The organism is Microcoleus sp. T3_B1 (assembly GCF_036700445.1).
In the GTDB taxonomy this organism is placed as follows: Bacteria; Cyanobacteriota; Cyanobacteriia; order Cyanobacteriales; family Microcoleaceae; genus Microcoleus.
The window spans coordinates 153501-166197 of the sequence record NZ_JAUBOX010000005.1 but is presented as its reverse complement, the minus strand read 5'-3'; the positions used below and the strand labels follow the sequence as shown (position 1 = coordinate 166197).

At 48.9% G+C, this 12697-nt stretch carries 20 protein-coding genes; all 20 read right to left on the bottom strand.

The genetic code is table 11. From position 1 onward, the window contains the following. Window positions 1–177: 177 nt before the first annotated feature. A complete protein-coding gene (locus QT990_RS05265) occupies window positions 178–762 on the bottom strand; it encodes an adenylate kinase (RefSeq protein ID WP_333142826.1) in 585 nt (194 codons plus the stop codon). A gap of 5 nt (window positions 763–767) precedes the next feature. Then, on the bottom strand, window positions 768–2072 hold the full coding sequence (gene secY, locus QT990_RS05260; protein WP_333142827.1) for a preprotein translocase subunit SecY: 1305 nt from the start codon (window positions 2070–2072) through the stop codon (window positions 768–770). A gap of 103 nt (window positions 2073–2175) precedes the next feature. Then, the gene (gene rplO, locus QT990_RS05255; RefSeq protein ID WP_006634984.1) at window positions 2176–2622 is read right to left on the bottom strand and encodes a 50S ribosomal protein L15; all 447 of its coding nucleotides are present in this window, start codon (window positions 2620–2622) and stop codon (window positions 2176–2178) included. A gap of 146 nt (window positions 2623–2768) precedes the next feature. Then, window positions 2769–3317 carry a 30S ribosomal protein S5 gene (gene rpsE, locus QT990_RS05250; RefSeq protein ID WP_190745441.1) on the bottom strand — a complete coding sequence of 183 codons (549 nt, stop codon included), beginning with the start codon at window positions 3315–3317 and terminating at the stop codon, window positions 2769–2771. A gap of 162 nt (window positions 3318–3479) precedes the next feature. Further along, on the bottom strand, window positions 3480–3842 hold the full coding sequence (gene rplR, locus QT990_RS05245; RefSeq protein WP_333142828.1) for a 50S ribosomal protein L18: 363 nt from the start codon (window positions 3840–3842) through the stop codon (window positions 3480–3482). A gap of 316 nt (window positions 3843–4158) precedes the next feature. Continuing rightward, the gene (gene rplF / locus QT990_RS05240) at window positions 4159–4707 is read right to left on the bottom strand and encodes a 50S ribosomal protein L6 (RefSeq protein WP_333039622.1); all 549 of its coding nucleotides are present in this window, start codon (window positions 4705–4707) and stop codon (window positions 4159–4161) included. Window positions 4708–4829: 122 nt separating this feature from the next. Then, window positions 4830–5234 carry a 30S ribosomal protein S8 gene (gene rpsH, locus QT990_RS05235; RefSeq protein ID WP_190657976.1) on the bottom strand — a complete coding sequence of 135 codons (405 nt, stop codon included), beginning with the start codon at window positions 5232–5234 and terminating at the stop codon, window positions 4830–4832. A gap of 22 nt (window positions 5235–5256) precedes the next feature. Next, on the bottom strand, window positions 5257–5802 hold the full coding sequence (rplE, locus tag QT990_RS05230; RefSeq protein ID WP_006634989.1) for a 50S ribosomal protein L5: 546 nt from the start codon (window positions 5800–5802) through the stop codon (window positions 5257–5259). Between the two features lie 174 nt (window positions 5803–5976). After that, window positions 5977–6339 (bottom strand): 50S ribosomal protein L24, encoded by a 363-nt coding sequence (gene rplX / locus QT990_RS05225; RefSeq protein WP_333057790.1) that lies wholly within the window; start codon window positions 6337–6339, stop codon window positions 5977–5979. Between the two features lies 1 nt (window position 6340). Next, window positions 6341–6709 (bottom strand): 50S ribosomal protein L14, encoded by a 369-nt coding sequence (rplN, locus tag QT990_RS05220; RefSeq protein WP_333101805.1) that lies wholly within the window; start codon window positions 6707–6709, stop codon window positions 6341–6343. Between the two features lie 88 nt (window positions 6710–6797). After that, entirely contained in the window at window positions 6798–7046 is a 249-nt protein-coding gene (rpsQ, locus tag QT990_RS05215) for a 30S ribosomal protein S17 (RefSeq protein WP_006634992.1), read from the bottom strand. A gap of 38 nt (window positions 7047–7084) precedes the next feature. Beyond that, window positions 7085–7396, bottom strand: coding sequence for a 50S ribosomal protein L29 (rpmC, locus tag QT990_RS05210; RefSeq protein ID WP_333101806.1), 312 nt, complete (start codon window positions 7394–7396; stop codon window positions 7085–7087). Window positions 7397–7556: 160 nt separating this feature from the next. Then, window positions 7557–7976, bottom strand: a complete 420-nt coding sequence (gene rplP / locus QT990_RS05205) for a 50S ribosomal protein L16 (protein ID WP_333057788.1) — start codon at window positions 7974–7976, stop codon at window positions 7557–7559. Between the two features lie 115 nt (window positions 7977–8091). Continuing rightward, window positions 8092–8820 carry a 30S ribosomal protein S3 gene (gene rpsC, locus QT990_RS05200; protein ID WP_006634995.1) on the bottom strand — a complete coding sequence of 243 codons (729 nt, stop codon included), beginning with the start codon at window positions 8818–8820 and terminating at the stop codon, window positions 8092–8094. A gap of 114 nt (window positions 8821–8934) precedes the next feature. Beyond that, window positions 8935–9294 carry a 50S ribosomal protein L22 gene (gene rplV, locus QT990_RS05195; protein ID WP_190657986.1) on the bottom strand — a complete coding sequence of 120 codons (360 nt, stop codon included), beginning with the start codon at window positions 9292–9294 and terminating at the stop codon, window positions 8935–8937. A gap of 98 nt (window positions 9295–9392) precedes the next feature. After that, a complete protein-coding gene (gene rpsS / locus QT990_RS05190) occupies window positions 9393–9674 on the bottom strand; it encodes a 30S ribosomal protein S19 (protein ID WP_006634997.1) in 282 nt (93 codons plus the stop codon). A 113-nt stretch (window positions 9675–9787) separates the two neighbouring features. Further along, window positions 9788–10651, bottom strand: a complete 864-nt coding sequence (rplB, locus tag QT990_RS05185) for a 50S ribosomal protein L2 (protein ID WP_015178705.1) — start codon at window positions 10649–10651, stop codon at window positions 9788–9790. Window positions 10652–10826: 175 nt separating this feature from the next. Further along, the gene (locus tag QT990_RS05180) at window positions 10827–11135 is read right to left on the bottom strand and encodes a 50S ribosomal protein L23 (protein ID WP_006634999.1); all 309 of its coding nucleotides are present in this window, start codon (window positions 11133–11135) and stop codon (window positions 10827–10829) included. Further along, a complete protein-coding gene (gene rplD, locus QT990_RS05175) occupies window positions 11128–11760 on the bottom strand; it encodes a 50S ribosomal protein L4 (protein WP_190657994.1) in 633 nt (210 codons plus the stop codon). The genes QT990_RS05180 and rplD overlap by 8 nt, the downstream gene beginning before the upstream one ends. Before the next feature lie 191 nt (window positions 11761–11951). After that, window positions 11952–12587, bottom strand: a complete 636-nt coding sequence (gene rplC, locus QT990_RS05170; protein WP_333039608.1) for a 50S ribosomal protein L3 — start codon at window positions 12585–12587, stop codon at window positions 11952–11954. Between the last annotated feature and the right edge of the window lie 110 nt (window positions 12588–12697).

The window sequence follows — 12697 nt, the reverse complement described above, 5'->3', positions numbered from 1 at the left end:
GTTCGACTTCTTGACTCAACCAACGGATCGCTTTAGCTTTACTTGAGTAAAGTTGTGGCAATTAGTATCGAGTTCAATCCGGTCTCTAGCAACCCTCACAAAACCTGATAGCACAAAAAGCTCCTAGTTAACATATCTTAGCAAAAGCTTGTGAGTAACAAGCTGTATTGAGAGGGTTCAAGAGTCGATCGAGAGAGATTGTTGCAGTTCTGCGGTGACTAATTCCATTGCTCGATCGCCATCAACCGCAACTAACTGTTGGCGGCCGCTGTAAAAATCAATCAAAGGCTCAGTTTGTTCGCGATAAACTTGCAACCTGCGGCGGATCGTCTCCTCATTGTCATCCTGCCGGCCCCGCGACAGCAGGCGAGACACCAAAATGTCGTCAGGCACGTCAAGATTAACAGCTTTGAGACCCGATTTTGGGTTGGGTGTACTCCCCTCGGCACCGCTAAGCTCCAGCAGCAGTTTGTCTAAAAAAGTTGCCTGGGCGACTGTGCGGGGAAAGCCGTCAAGAATCCAGCCCGCATTAGCGTCCGGTTCATTCAAGCGTTCCTGCACGATATCCATCAGCAATTGGTCGGGAACCAACTCACCCCTGTCCATGTAAGCTTGCGCCTTTAGACCCAAGGCAGTTTTCGCCACCACGCAGGCGCGCAGGATTTCGCCCGTAGAAATGTGGGGTATTTTCCAGAGAGCGCCTAATATCTGAGCCTGAGTTCCCTTTCCCGCCCCTGGAGGCCCCATGAAAATAAATTGCATTGCGATTACTTCACCATTCCTTCATATCGTTGGGAGATGACGTAAGTTTGAATTTGCTTAGCAGTTTCGATCGCCACACCTACTAGAATCAGTAGGGAAGTTGCGCCAAAACCTCTAAAAGTTTGCACGCCGATCGCGCTTTCTACAGCAGTTGGTACAATGGCCACCAGACCGAGAAAAATCGCTCCCAAGAAAGTCAAACGGTTCAAAACCTTCTCCACATAATCACTCGTTTTCTGACCCGGACGAATTCCAGGAATGCTGGCGCCCATTTTTTTCAAGTTCTGAGACATATCTACGGGGTTGACAATCAACGAAGCGTAGAAATAGCTGAAGAACAGAATCAAAGTCAGATAAAACAGCGCGTAAGCCCAAGGCGTCGGCCCGTTCGGACTCAAAACATTAGCAACTTGAACCAAAAACGGGTTATTGAGAGACTGAGCGAGGAAAGAAGGCACAATCAACACCGAAGATGCAAAAATAATCGGCATCACTCCGCCTTGATTCAAGCGCAGGGGCAGATAACTCCGGCTCTCCCGATAAACTTTGCGGCCGACTTGGCGGCGGGCCGAAATAATCGGAATGCGGCGAGTACCTTCCTGAACAAAAACAATCCCGACAATCGTCACCAAAAAGACCAGCAGCAGAACGACTACACGGCCGACAACTTGCGTGTCCCCACTTTGAGCCAATTCAAAAGTTTGTCCCAAAGAGCGCGGCAATACCGAGACAATATTGATAAAAATCAGCAGCGAGGCTCCGTTCCCGATACCTCGCTCCGTCACCACTTCCGATATCCACATCACAAACATGGAGCCGGCTGTCAGAGCCAAAGCAGTTTGTGCTATGAATAAAGGCGATGGAGATTGAGCAAAAGGGCTGACCCAAATCGCAATGCCAATACTTTGCAAAATTGCCCAGCCCAAAGAAACGTAGCGAGTAATTTGAGAAATCTTGCGCCGCCCTGCTTCTCCTTCATTTTTCTGCAACTCTTCTAAGCTTGGCAGAGCCGCCGTTAGAAGTTGCACAATAATTGAAGCATTAATGTAGGGCAAAATCCCCAGCGCGAAAATCCCCAAAGCTGACAAGCCACCTCCTGAGAACAAATCCAAAAAGCCAATTAAAGGGCTATTTTCGACGTTTTGGGCAAAGGCGACTCGATCGATGCCGGGGACTGGCAAGTGGACACCCAGGCGTACTAAAATCAGTAAGCCAATGGTTACGAGGATGCGGCCTCGTAAACCAGCAGCTTGAGCCATCTGCATGAACGTCTCTTGTGCAGTTGGCGCTTTCTCTCTACTAACGTCCATAGTTACGATTTGGGATTTTAGATTTGGGATTTTCGACTAAATCATTTTCTGATAGCAAGAAGAGAGGATTTGAGATTTGGACATACTCTCAAACCTCAAATCTTCACGCAACTAATTCGCAACTTCCGCCTGCAGCTTCAATTTTTGTGCGAGCACCTGCGGTAAAAGCCGAGGCGCGCACTTGCAAAGGTACATTCAGTTCACCATCTCCTAAGATTTTCAGCGGCCCATCGTCTGTGGTGACAATTTTGGCTTGGATCAAAGAGGTGAGAGTAACTTCGGTGTTTGCTGGCAGCGATGCTAATTTACTTACATTAATGGTAGTGTACTCTTTCCGGTTCACTAGAGGGAAGCTTTTCAACTTGGGGAGACGGCGGTAGAGAGGATTTTGACCTCCTTCAAAACCGGGTCTAGTGCCGCTACCGGCTCTAGATTTTTGACCGCGCATCCCTTTGCCGGAGCTCGCGCCTTGACCGGCAGAAATACCTCTGCCCAAGCGTCGGGGGCGCTTTTGGGAGCCTGCTTTGGGTCGGGCGTCTTGCAATCTCATAGTTTTAGTAATTGGTAATTGGTAATTGGTATTTAGAGAGGGGGTACGCAGTAGTTTTGAGTGCGTGAGTTTTGAGTTGCGGATTTTTTTATTTTCACCGCAAGCACTTAACACTCAAAACTTACAGTTTCCCGTTCTCGCGTGCCCTAACCGTAGAGATTTTCTACTGGAATTCCGCGCTCTTGAGCAACTTCGGACAAGGTGCGGAGGGTGGAGAGGGCATTGACTGCGGCTCGGGCGTTGTTTAAGGGATTTCCAGAACCTAGCTGTTTGGCTAAGATATTGCGGACTCCTGCGAGTTCGAGAACAGTTCGCACTGCTCCCCCTGCAATTACCCCGGTTCCCGGAGCGGCCGGCCGCATCATGACTTTAGCTCCGCCACCGTCACCGTTGATGGGGTGAGGGATGGAGTTAGATTTGGTGAGGGGGACTTCAATTAGGTGCTTTTTGCCGTCAGCGACGCCTTTTTTAACGGCACCGATTACGTCGCTAGCTTTGCCGACTCCTACTCCAACTTGACCGCGTTCGTTGCCGATAATGACTATGGCGCGGAAGCTGAGTTTTTTACCACCTTTGACTACTTTGGTAACGCGCCGAATCTGAACAACCCGTTCTTGCCATTCGGATTCTTTTTCGCGCCCTTTGTTGTTGCTGCTGCTTTTTTTCTTGTTGCGCTGTTCTTTTTGTTCTGCCATAGTTTTGTCCTGTGGGAATTAGTAATTGGTGAAAGGCGATCGGCAAGTGGTAATTGTTTGAGTAAAAAGTAAAAATAGAAGAAATCTGGATTTTGCCTTTTAACTTTCAACTTTTGACTTTTTACTTTTTAATTACTCATTACCCGCTACCCATTACCCCCTCTAAAAGTCTAACCCGGCTTCGCGAGCTGCTTCTGCGAGGGCTTTGACACGACCGTGATAGAGGTTGCCCCCCCGATCGAATACGACTTTGACTATGCCAGCGCTGGAACAGCGTTTGGCAATCAACTGACCGACTTGCACGCTCGCGGAGCAGTTGCCGCCAGAACTGAGAGCTGACTTCAATTCGGGATCGAGGGTTGACGCAGCAGCCAAAGTGTGCTGGGCGGTGTCGTCGATTACTTGGGCGTAGATGTGCTGATCCGATCGAAATACCGCTAGTCTGGGACGTTCGGAGGTGCCGAACACCTTGCGCCGAACACGGCGGTGTCTGCGCTGGACTGATTCTTTGCGAGTAAGCTTCATATAAATACTCGGTAAATGGGAAACGAGCGAGTCTTTAGACCTGAGAGAGAAATGACACTTCGGATTTGCTCCTCGGAGCCTCCCTTGCGGGGTGATGTTAGCTTCGCCAATGTTTTAAGAGCTTTTTAGACTTGCAACACTATCTCAGTGACCTTAAGACTGTTTAGTTGCAAATGACAGAGCAGGGAACTAGCTACGCATTCTCCCGGTGTCGTGACTCCAAAAACGTAGACCTCGAAAGTCTTAGGCTGGTCAGTATGGCTTGCGGGAATTGCCCCTACAAGCGAGCGTGTCTTTAGACCTGGGTTACTGACTGTTACTTCTTACCTGTTTTGCCTGTTTTACCAGCTTTGCGACGGACAACTTCGCCGCTGTAGCGAATGCCTTTGCCCTTGTAGACTTCGGGCGGACGCACCGCGCGGATGCGGGCTGCTGTGTTGCCTACGAGTTCTTTGTCAATGCCGGAGACAATGACGTTGGTGTTGCCTTCAACTGCCATTGTGATGCCTTCTGGAGGGGGCATTTCAACGGGTTTGCTGTAACCGACGTTTAAAATCAGGTTCCGTCCTTGAACCTGTGCCCGATAACCTGTGCCGATAATTTCGAGCCGCCGCTGAAAACCTTGAGATACACCTTCGACCATGTTGGCGACTAGGGTGCGGCACAAGCCGTGCAGTTGTCTGGCGACGCGAGATTCGTCTCGACGGGTAACGAGTAAAGTCTCGCCTTCAATTCCCATGAGGATTTCGGCTGGGATAACTCGGGAAAGTTCACCTTTAGGGCCTTTGACGGCTACTTTTTGACCGTCTAGGGTGACGGTGACTTTCGTGGGGATGCTAATCGGACGCTTGCCAATTCGCGACATAGTTTTTTGTCCTTTGTTTTTAGTTATTAGTCCTTGATTATTAGTGCTTAGTTATTAGTCCTTAGTGATTGATTTTTGAGTCTGTTGCCAACGACCAGTGACTAATGACTAATGACTAATGACTACCAAACATAACAAAGCACTTCACCGCCCAAACCTTGGCGTCGAGCTTCTCGATCGGTCATAATGCCGCTGGAGGTAGAAATAATGGCTATGCCAATTCCGCCTAACACTCTGGGCAATTCTTTACGGTTCGAGTAAACGCGCAGTCCTGGTTTGCTGACTCGCTTAAGTGCCGTGATAATGGGCTTGCGAGTTTTACCTTTGTACTTTAGAGAAAGCACTAAATGTCGCTTGACCCCTTCTGCTTCTGCTTCTTCAAATTCGCCGATGAAGCCTTCACTTTTGAGGACTTGGGCGATGCTGCGGGTCATTTTTGTAGCTGGAATTTGCGTTGTTTGGTGGCGCGCCATGCAAGAATTGCGAATGCGCGTCAACATATCTGCTATGGTATCGTTAGCTGCCATCTTTTGCTTCTTACTCTAGTGCTTAGTTGTCCCGGAACGGCATTCCCATTTCTTTAAGCAAGGCGCGTCCTTCTTCGTCGGTGTTTGCTGTGGTGATAATTGAAATGTCCATGCCTCGAATTTGATCGATGCGGTCATATTCTATTTCTGGAAAAATTAGCTGTTCTCTCAGACCCAAGCTGTAGTTGCCGCGCCCGTCGAAGCTTTTGGGGCTGATGCCGCGGAAGTCACGGATTCGGGGGAGTGCGAGGTTGATCAGCCGATCGAGAAAATCGTACATCCGATCGCCGCGCAGCGTCACCATAACGCCGACGGGTACTCCTTTGCGGATTTTGAAGCCTGCGATCGCTTTTTTCGCCCGCGTCACCACTGGTTTTTGACCGGTGATGATGCCAATTTCGTTGATCGACGAATCCAGTGCCTTAGCGTTTTGAGATGCTTCTCCCAAACCGCGGTTCACTGTGACTTTGACGAGTTTGGGGACCTGATGGATATTAGTATATTTAAACTGATCCATCAGTGTGGGAACGATTTTTCCTTGATAAAGAACCTTGAGTTTGTCCGGCATAGTTTTTGTGTTTCGTTAACTGTCCCTGGGCTTGGTCAGGGAATTATTAGTTGTCAGTTGACTGTTGTCAGTTGTCCGTTGTCAGTTGTCCGTTGACTGTTGTCCGTTGACTGTTGTCAGGAAAGCATTTGTCTAATGACTAATGACTAATGACTAATGACTAATGACTAATGACTAATTATCGATGATTTCTCCAGTTTTTTTGAGCTGTCGCAGTTTCCGGCCATCTTCGCTAAATGTATAGCAAACGCGGCTAGCTATTTTTTCTTTTTCGGAATAGTGCATGACATTGGAGCTGTGAATGGGAGCCTCAAACGTGAGTATTTTCCCGGACTCTCCCTCTTGCTGGGGCTTGACGTGCTTGGTTCTGATGTTTACACCTTTAACAATTACTTTGCTGACTTTAGGATATGTCTTTAAGATTTCTCCGACTTTTCCTTTCTCTTTGCCAGTAATTATTTGCACGGTGTCGCCTGCTTTGACGTGCATTCTGTAGCGCTGCGGCTCGCTAGTTGGTTTACCCTTTTTTCCGTACATTTTAAAGTACCTCCGGGGCTAAGGAAACGATTTTAGTAAAGTTTTTGTCGCGCAGTTCGCGGGCGACGGGGCCGAAGACGCGCGTGCCTTTGGGGTTGCCGTCTACGTTGATAATAACGGCGGCGTTATCGTCAAAACGAATGCTCATGCCACTGTCGCGGCGCAAACCTTTGCGGGTTCTGACAACGACGGCCCGAACGACATCTGATTTTTTGACGGCCATATTGGGGATGGCGTCTTTGACGACGGCAATGATAACATCGCCGACTCCGCCGTAGCGACGGTTGCCGCCTCCCAATACGCGGATGCACATCAGTTTGCGGGCTCCGCTATTGTCGGCGACATTGAGGTATGTCTGGGGTTGAATCATGGTGATTGTTGACTGTTAACTGTTGACTGTTGACGGCTAATTGATTAATCAAGTACCGATCGGGCGATCGCGAGATCGCAATTAACTGTTAGCCGTTTTTTGTCCCGAAAATCTCAGCAACCGTCCAACGTTTGGTTTTGCTCAGTGGTCTAGTTTCAGTGATGCGAACGCGATCGCCCGATTTGCACTGATTTTCTTCGTCATGAGCTTTGTAGCGCTTGGTGCGGACTACGATTTTGCCGTATTTGGTGTGGGAGGAGCGGTTTTCGATTGCTACCACGACGGTTTTATCCATCTTGTCGCTGACTACTACGCCAACTCGTTCTTTAATTGCCATAGCTACCTATTTTTGTTGTGCAATTGACTTGTTTTTAGCTACTGTGCGATCGTCGGCTCGGCTGCTTCTGACTCTTGGCTGACTGCTGCGGTTGCAGCAGGCTGTGCTACCTGTTTAGCTGCGGCTGATTTTGCTGCTGCTTCTTTCTCAGCAACGATTTGGCGCTCGCGTTCAACTGTCATCAATTGAGCTAGGCGGTGTTTGGCGTGCTTGAACAGGTGAGGCTTTTCCATGCGGCCGGTAGCTTGCTGGAGCCGCAATTCCATTAGTTGGCGCTTGACGGCTAAAATTTGCTCTGCTACTGCAGCATCGCTTAATTCTCTAGCTTCTTTAATCTTGGTCAAAGACATAATTGTGTGCTTTCTCGTTAGCGAGCGGTATGACAGAAGACAGAATTGTCTCGCTTGGCTGAAGGTCGAAGGAAAGAAAAGTTATGAAAGCCAGATTTTAAAATGCTGTAGCCGTTTAAAATGCTGATTAATACAGACCTAATTCTACCTTCGCTCTTCGCTATGACTGGTCTTCTTCGCGAGTGATGAACTTGGTTTTAATTGGTAATTTGAAAGATGCCAAACGCATTGCTTCGCGGGCAGTTTCTTCACTTACGCCGCCAATTTCAAACATTACCCGGCCCGGTTTGACCACGGCAACCCAAAACTCTGGTGAGCCTTTACCAGAACCCATCCGGGTTTCTGCTGCGCGCTGGGTGACTGGTTTGTCGGGAAAAATGCGAATCCAGATTTTGCCGCCCCGGCGGATATAACGGGTCATGGCGCGCCGTCCGGCTTCTATTTGGCGGGAAGTAATCCAGGCGGGTTCGACTGCTTGGAGCGCGAAGTCGCCAAAGCTAACTGTGTTGCCGCGGGTGGCAACACCGCTCATTCGCCCGCGCTGTTGTTTGCGGAATTTGGTTCTTTTAGGGCTTAACATGGCGAAAGGGAGTTGGGTAATTGGTAATTGGTAATTGGTAATTGGTGATTGCTAATTGCTAATTGGTTTGGAACAACTGACAATTAACAAGTGACAACTAACAGTTAACAATTAGCTAGCCTTCGTTCGATCGATCTTCAAAGTTCTGGCGACGGCGCTTTTGTTTGGTGCGGGGCACTGCTGCATTTGGTGCAGCCTCTTGTTCCTGTCCGGGAATAATTTCGCCTTTGAAAACCCAAACTTTAATGCCCAGAATACCGTAGATGGTTTGAGCAGTGCAGTAGGAGTAGTCGATGTCAGCCCGCAGCGTGTGCAAGGGGACTCTTCCTTCGCGCGTCCATTCGGTACGGGCGATTTCTGCGCCGTTGAGGCGTCCGCTGACTTGAATTTTGATGCCTTGGATGCCGACTTTTTGGGCGCGGGTGATTGCTTGGCGGACTACTCGGCGGAAGGATACGCGCCGTTCTAGTTGCTGAGCGATGTATTCCGCGATCAGTGTGGCATCGGCGTCTACTCGCTGAACTTCGACGACGTTGATGCGGATTTGGCGGTTGCTACCGAGTTGCTGCTGCAAACCGACGCGCAAGGTTTCGATGCCTGCTCCGCCGCGGCCTACGACAACGCCTGGTCGGGCGGTGAAGACTTCTAGGTCGATTTGATCGGCTTTCCGCTCAATTTTGACCGAGGAAATCCCAGCATTGCTGAGGGTTTTACGAACGTACTTGCGAATTTTATAGTCTTCTTGCAAGAGTTCTGGATAGTTTTTGGGATCGGCAAACCAGCGAGAGCGGTGCTCTTGGGTAATGCCGAGGCGAAAACCAATTGGATGTATTTTTTGGCCCATAATAGTTGATGAGTTAATTGGTAATTGGTAATTGGTAATTGGTAATTGGTAATTGGTGATTACCCATTTTTTTCAACTTTAAGCTGTTTATTACCTCTTACGTTTTTCCCTGGTTTAGTTTTCTACGAGCGGAGCTACTACTACGGTAATGTGACAGGTTGGCTTGCGGATTTGGTAGGCGCGACCTTGAGCGCGGGGTCTAAAGCGTTTGAGGACTGGGCCTTGGTCTGCGTAAGCTTGAGACACTACTAGCTTGGATTTATCCAATCCTGCGTTGTGTTCGGCGTTTGCTACTGCCGATCGCAAAACTTTGACGATTGGTTCGCAGGCGCGGTAGGGCATGAATTCGAGTAAAATCAGCGCTTCTTGATAGCTTTTGCCACGAATTTGGTCGAGGACTCGGCGCACTTTGAAGGGGGATGTTCTGATGTAACGGGCGATCGCCTTAATTTCGGATGTGGTATCTATAGCCATTTCGATTTCGGTAATTGGTAATTGGTAATTGGGCAAAAGGTAATTGGTAATTGGTAATTTTTTTTTTCCGACTACCTATTACCTGTCACCTAATTCGGCTATCTTTTCGCCTTTTTATCACCACTTTTCGCGTGACCTCTAAAGGTGCGAGTGGGGGAAAATTCTCCAAGTTTGTGACCTACCATTTGGTCGGTGAGGTAGACGGGTACGTGCTGTCTGCCGTTGTGAACGGCGATCGTGTGACCTACCATTTGGGGCAGGATTGTGGAAGAGCGCGACCAAGTTTTAATTACTTGTTTTTGGCCCGCGGCGTTGAGTTTTTCGATTTTTGTCATCAGAGCATCTGCGACAAAAGGCCCTTTTTTTAGCGATCGAGACATGATTTTTTTAGTAATTCAGGAGTCATTAGTCAGAATTAAGCAGTCATTGGTCATCAGTCCTCAGTCATTAGTTAGCAGTTAATAACTAAGCACTGAAGACTGCTGACTGATGACTAGCTTTGTCTGCCGCCCTTGCCGCGCTTGGAAGCTTTGCGGCGACGCCGGACGATTAAAGCGTCGCTGCGCTTGTTTTTGCGTCGAGTTTTTGCACCCAATGCTGGTTTACCCCAAGGAGTGACAGGCCCCGGACGTCCGATGGGAGCTCTGCCTTCGCCACCGCCGTGCGGGTGGTCTACCGGGTTCATGACGCTACCGCGAACGGTGGGTCTGCGACCTTTCCAGCGGGTGCGACCGGCTTTACCCAGGCTGATGTTTCTGGCGTCGGTGTTGCCGACTTGACCGATGGTGGCGTAGCAGTCGGCGCGGACTTTGCGCTGTTCGCCGGATGGCAGCTTGAGGGTGACGTAGCTACCTTCTTTTGCCATTAGCTGAGCGCTGGAGCCGGCGGAGCGAACGATTTGTCCGCCTTTTCCGGGTACTAGCTCGACGTTGTGGATGCTGGTACCAAGGGGAATGTTCTTCAGGGGGAGGGCGTTGCCGATTTCGATCGGCGCGTCTGGGCCTGAGACAATTACTGTACCGACGTTTAAGTTGAGCGGGTGCAGGATGTACCGTTTTTCGCCGTCTTTGTAGAACAGGAGGGCGATGCGGGCGTTGCGATTGGGGTCATATTCGATCGCCTTGACGGTAGCGGGAATGCTGTGTTTGTCGCGGCGGAAGTCGATGTCTCTATAAAGCCGTTTGTGACCGCCTCCCCGGTGGCGACAGGTGATGACGCCTCGGTTGTTGCGGCCTTGTTTGGTGTGCTTGTTGCTGGTAAGAGACTTTTCTGGTTCTGATTTGGTAATTTCAGCAAAGTCCGAGACGGTTTGTTCTCGGGTGCTGGAGGTATAAGGTCGGTAAGAACGGATGCCCATAATCGATCTATTTTAGATTTTGGATTTTGGATTTTGGATTTGACGTTTATCGATTTTAGATTTTAGGTTGAAGATTGGCGATCTTTGGTTAACTTACGAGTTTTCTGGTTCGAGAATTTCCACCAGTTAACCGCAATTTAAAATCTAAAATCTAAAATCTAAAATCCAAAATCGTCTAGACTTCTGGGAATAGGAGTTTGCGGATCGAGTCTCCGTCGGTCAGAGTTACGGTTGCTCGCTTGTAACAAGGTTTAAAGCCGACGAATTTGCCAACTCGACGCTTTTTGCGCGGCGGGTTTTGGGTGTTGACGCCGATGACTTTGACCTTAAATAGTTCTTCGATTGCAGCTTTGATTTGAGGCTTCGTCGCTTTGGGGGCTACGTCGAATGTGAATTGATTTAATTCCATCATTCGGGTAGCTTTCTCGGTGAGAATCGGACGCTGGATCAAATCTGCGTAGTCGCGGGGGTCGATTTTACTCACCGTAAATCTCCTGAATTTTAGCTATGGCTGTAGATGTGACGATAATTTTGTCAGCCGCGAGAACGTCGTAAACATTCAGGGATGTTGCCAAGATGACGTTTACTAATTCGATGTTGCGTCCTGATAAGTAGACGTTTGGTTGCGGTTCTGGCAAGATTAACAGAACTTTTGTATCGGGTTCGATACCCCAGCGGGCGATCGCACTCAGCAATTCTTTGCTTTTCGGTCTCGGAAATTGCTCTGCAAATTCTTCAACCACAATGATGTCTTCGGTGCGACTTTGGAATGCTGTCCGCAAAGCGAGACGGCGTTCCTTTTTGTTCATTTTGACTTCAAAGTCTCTCGGTTTTGGCCCGAAGATGACACCGCCGCCCCGCCACAGCGGAGAACGGATAGAACCTGCTCTGGCTCGGCCGGTGCCTTTTTGACGCCAGGGTTTGCGGCCACCGCCTCTGACTTCCGATCGAGTTTTGGTGCAAGCATTTCCTTGACGAGCGTTATTCAGTTGCCGCGTCAATGCTCTGTGAACGATGTGAGACGCATTTTCTTCTTTGGCTACGCGCAGTTCTAAAGTTGTTTCCCCAACTTCTTCGCCTTGCCAATTTCGCACTACACAGTTAACCATATCTTTTGTCCTTTGTCTGTTGTTAGTTGTCTGTTGATTAGTTGTCTGTTGTCTGTTGTCTGTCGTCTGTTGTCTGTTCTCAGGTCTTAGTTTTCAGCTCTTAGTTTTCAGCTTTTAGTTCTTAGTTATTGCTTGCTACTAACGGCCAACCACTATCTACTGACTGCTGACTACTGACTACTGACTACTGACTAACGTCCTACTTTTTTCTCAGGCACAACATTGACTAAGGCGCCAGCTTTGCCGGGAACTGCTCCCTTAATTAGCAGTAAATTCTGCTCTGTATCCACCCGGACAATTGTTAGTTTGCGGACGGTGACTTGAACGTTGCCCATACGTCCTGCCATTCTTTTACCGGGATAAACGCGACCAGGAGTAGTTCCAGGTCCGATCGATCCAGGCTCGCGGTGGTTCTTGGAACCGTGAGACATGGGGCCTCGTTTAAAGTTGTGGCGCTTTTGAAAACCTGCAAAACCTTTACCGATGCTTGTACCGATGACATCTACTATTTGTCCCGGTGTAAAGGTATCTGCTTTTAGTTGTTGACCTAATTCAAATGAACTGGTGTCTTCCAATCGGTATTCCTGCAAGTGGCGCAGTGGATTCGCCCCCGACTTGGCAAGGTGTCCTAGTTCTGGCTTGTTGAGAGCCTTTGGTTTGACTTCGTTGTATCCAACTTGAACGGCACCGTAGCCGTCAGTTTGTTTTGTTTTGATTTGAGTTACTGTACAAGGCCCTGCTTGTATGACGGTGACGGGGATGGCTCTCCCTTCGGCGTCAAACACTTGAGTCATGCCTAGTTTAGTGCCAAGAATGCCTACAGACACGGATTTTCTTCCTTTTATTTACGCAAGAGGTTTCGGATTGCGAAGTTTTCGTCAATCCGCTTGCTCTTGTGCAGAAACATTTATTTCAGTGTTCCTGCAATTAACTGTTA

What these genes read in the sequence shown, in the direction of transcription:
- rplB (WP_015178705.1), bottom strand. Translation starts at nt 10,651, where the DNA reads ATGGGCATCCGTTCTTACCGACCTTATACCTCCAGCACCCGAGAACAA.
- rpmC (WP_333101806.1), bottom strand. Translation starts at nt 7,396, where the DNA reads ATGTCTTTGACCAAGATTAAAGAAGCTAGAGAATTAAGCGATGCTGCA.
- rplX (WP_333057790.1), bottom strand. Translation starts at nt 6,339, where the DNA reads ATGTACGGAAAAAAGGGTAAACCAACTAGCGAGCCGCAGCGCTACAGA.
- rplO (WP_006634984.1), bottom strand. Translation starts at nt 2,622, where the DNA reads ATGAGATTGCAAGACGCCCGACCCAAAGCAGGCTCCCAAAAGCGCCCC.
- rplN (WP_333101805.1), bottom strand. Translation starts at nt 6,709, where the DNA reads ATGATTCAACCCCAGACATACCTCAATGTCGCCGACAATAGCGGAGCC.
- rplF (WP_333039622.1), bottom strand. Translation starts at nt 4,707, where the DNA reads ATGTCGCGAATTGGCAAGCGTCCGATTAGCATCCCCACGAAAGTCACC.
- rplE (WP_006634989.1), bottom strand. Translation starts at nt 5,802, where the DNA reads ATGCCGGACAAACTCAAGGTTCTTTATCAAGGAAAAATCGTTCCCACA.
- rplD (WP_190657994.1), bottom strand. Translation starts at nt 11,760, where the DNA reads ATGGTTAACTGTGTAGTGCGAAATTGGCAAGGCGAAGAAGTTGGGGAA.
- rplV (WP_190657986.1), bottom strand. Translation starts at nt 9,294, where the DNA reads ATGGCTATAGATACCACATCCGAAATTAAGGCGATCGCCCGTTACATC.
- rpsS (WP_006634997.1), bottom strand. Translation starts at nt 9,674, where the DNA reads ATGTCTCGATCGCTAAAAAAAGGGCCTTTTGTCGCAGATGCTCTGATG.
- secY (WP_333142827.1), bottom strand. Translation starts at nt 2,072, where the DNA reads ATGGACGTTAGTAGAGAGAAAGCGCCAACTGCACAAGAGACGTTCATG.
- rpsC (WP_006634995.1), bottom strand. Translation starts at nt 8,820, where the DNA reads ATGGGCCAAAAAATACATCCAATTGGTTTTCGCCTCGGCATTACCCAA.
- rplR (WP_333142828.1), bottom strand. Translation starts at nt 3,842, where the DNA reads ATGAAGCTTACTCGCAAAGAATCAGTCCAGCGCAGACACCGCCGTGTT.
- rpsQ (WP_006634992.1), bottom strand. Translation starts at nt 7,046, where the DNA reads ATGGCAATTAAAGAACGAGTTGGCGTAGTAGTCAGCGACAAGATGGAT.
- rpsH (WP_190657976.1), bottom strand. Translation starts at nt 5,234, where the DNA reads ATGGCAGCTAACGATACCATAGCAGATATGTTGACGCGCATTCGCAAT.
- rpsE (WP_190745441.1), bottom strand. Translation starts at nt 3,317, where the DNA reads ATGGCAGAACAAAAAGAACAGCGCAACAAGAAAAAAAGCAGCAGCAAC.
- rplP (WP_333057788.1), bottom strand. Translation starts at nt 7,976, where the DNA reads ATGTTAAGCCCTAAAAGAACCAAATTCCGCAAACAACAGCGCGGGCGA.
- QT990_RS05265 (WP_333142826.1), bottom strand. Translation starts at nt 762, where the DNA reads ATGCAATTTATTTTCATGGGGCCTCCAGGGGCGGGAAAGGGAACTCAG.